Source organism: Methylophaga sp. UBA1464, from assembly GCF_002325665.1.
In the GTDB taxonomy this organism is placed as follows: Bacteria; Pseudomonadota; Gammaproteobacteria; order Nitrosococcales; family Methylophagaceae; genus Methylophaga.
In genome coordinates this window covers 17,488-19,456 of record NZ_DCSO01000059.1, presented here as the reverse complement: position 1 = coordinate 19,456, position 1,969 = coordinate 17,488, and the positions used below count along the sequence as shown (strand labels likewise).

Sequence of the window (1,969 nt, the reverse complement as noted above, 5' to 3'; positions counted from 1 at the left end):
ATGCAGCCGCTACGTGAACTGATTGCCGAAGAAGAGTTGGCACTGGAAGCTGCCGGAGAAACCGATGTTGCAGGTATTGCAGCCGATATGCTGAGTTTGATTAAGTCGATCGATAATTTAAGGGTGGTCACTGGGCCGAAACAGACTTTTTATAATGAAACTGAAGCAAAGGCGACTGAGCAACCTGCCTGGCGTGAGGCGGTTTCAGAAGTCTGGGCACAACTACGCTCTCTCGTGGTGATTCGTCAGCAACAGGATGCGCCAGCAGCGGTTTTAATGCCGGAACAACGGTATTTCCTCTATCAGAATCTGCGCTTGCAGCTGGAAACCGCACGATTTTCTGCTCTGTCAGGAAATCAGCGAATGTTTGAACAAAGCCTGCAATCTGCAATCAGCTGGCTGGAACAGTATTTTGTGGGCGATCAGCGCGATGCGATGCTGGTCATTCTGGAAGATATGCAAAATCAGGCTATCAGTATAGAAACCCCGGATATTTCAGGTTCGCTACGCTGGCTAAAAGGATTTGAACCATGAAATGGTTGATTATCATTGGGCTGGCTCTGGCCTTAGGTGGCATTTTTGTCTGGTTAGCTGATTTTGAACCAGGCTTTGTATTGATGCAGTATGGTCAATGGACACTGGAAACATCGTTAATTGTGTTCACTGTTGCCTGGTTGATTCTTTTGCTACTGGCTTATATGACGCTGCGCAGTCTGGCGATAATTAAAAACACCCCTAATCGCCTATCTCATTGGCAGGAAAACCAACGCCATAAACGTGCGACCAAAGCGTTGACTAATGGTTTGATTACACTGGAAGAAGGTCGTTGGGCCGAAGCAGAGCGCCTGTTGATCCGTCATGCAGGAAACAGTGAAACTCCGTTATTGCATTATCTGGCTGCGGCCCGGGCGGCACAAAAACAGCAGGCACCAGAACGTCGTGATTCCTATTTGAAACTGGCACATGAAACTACGCCTAGTGCAGACATTGCTGTCGGGGTGGTTCAGGCGGAATTACAGCTCTCGGCGGGGCAGAAAGAACAGGCATTGGCAACGTTGCAGCATTTACGCGAAGTGGCGCCAAAACACCCATATGTATTACAACTGTTGCAACAGCTCTACCAGGACACGGCCCAATGGCAGGAAGTGCAATCTGTATTACCGGATTTGCGTAAGCGTCATGTATTGGATAACAGTTCAGCCAATGCTTTGTCAGCAGAAGCCACAGTTGGTCAGTTACAAAATGCATTGATCAGGCAGGAATGGCAGCGAATGGAGCAGATTTGGCTGCAGTCTTCGGCGAAAATAAGACAGTCTGAGCAGGTGCTGAAAACCTATGTAAATGGTTTGTTATTACAGGGTGAGCAACAGCAGGCAATGCAAATGATTGAAGAATATTTACGCAAAAACTGGAGTGATGCTCTCATATACCAATACGGAAAAATTTTGCAGGGCGATTTGTTGAAGCGTCTGGCCACGGCGGAAAAATGGTTAAAACAGCGTGAAGAAAATCCCTGGTTATTGCTCACCCTGGGAAGACTCGCTCAGGCCAATAAGCTGTGGGCTAAAGCGGAAGCTTATCTGCGTGCCAGTATTGAGCATGGTCCTCGTGGCGAGACCTATCAGGCATTGGCGGAAGTGTTAATGGCGCAGGATAAACGTGATGCGGCCGCTAATACTTATAAGCAGGGTCTGGATGTGATGTTGCAGAATAATCCGAATAAAGTGATCTAGTCAGCTGTAACAATATAAAAAAACGGCGCTTTAAGCGCCGTTTTTGTGTGTATGGAATTAAATCATTACAGCCGCATCGGCATAACCACATACTGCCGGGTGAATTTTGGATCATTAGGGGTAATCAATGCGCTGCTATTTTCATCGGTAAACAGCAGTTTAACCTTATTATCCGGGATGGCGTTGAGCAAATCCAGCAGATACGCATTATTAAAGGCGATTTCCAAATCAGGGCC

The 1,969-nt window shown here is 47.2% G+C and carries 3 protein-coding genes; 2 read left to right on the top strand and 1 reads right to left on the bottom strand.

The annotated features are described in order from the left end of the window. Together B3O33_RS07395 and B3O33_RS07390 are read left to right on the top strand one after the other, a co-directional pair. Window positions 1-534, top strand: a 534-nt coding sequence (locus tag B3O33_RS07395; RefSeq protein ID WP_292363303.1) for a uroporphyrinogen-III C-methyltransferase, incomplete at its 5' end; no start/stop codon positions are given. After that, window positions 531-1,733: a heme biosynthesis HemY N-terminal domain-containing protein gene (locus B3O33_RS07390; protein ID WP_292361323.1), complete on the top strand. Its 1,203-nt coding sequence runs from the start codon at window positions 531-533 to the stop codon at window positions 1,731-1,733. The genes B3O33_RS07395 and B3O33_RS07390, both read left to right, overlap by 4 nt. A 65-nt stretch (window positions 1,734-1,798) precedes the next feature. Here the strand turns inward: B3O33_RS07390 and B3O33_RS07385 are convergent, their stop codons facing one another. Then, a complete protein-coding gene (locus tag B3O33_RS07385; RefSeq protein ID WP_292363307.1) occupies window positions 1,799-1,960 on the bottom strand; it encodes a hypothetical protein in 162 nt (53 codons plus the stop codon). Between the last annotated feature and the right edge of the window lie 9 nt (window positions 1,961-1,969).

Coding starts and splice junctions, on each gene's coding strand:
- B3O33_RS07390 (WP_292361323.1), top strand. CDS start 531: ATGAAATGGTTGATTATCATTGGGCTGGCTCTGGCCTTAGGTGGCATT.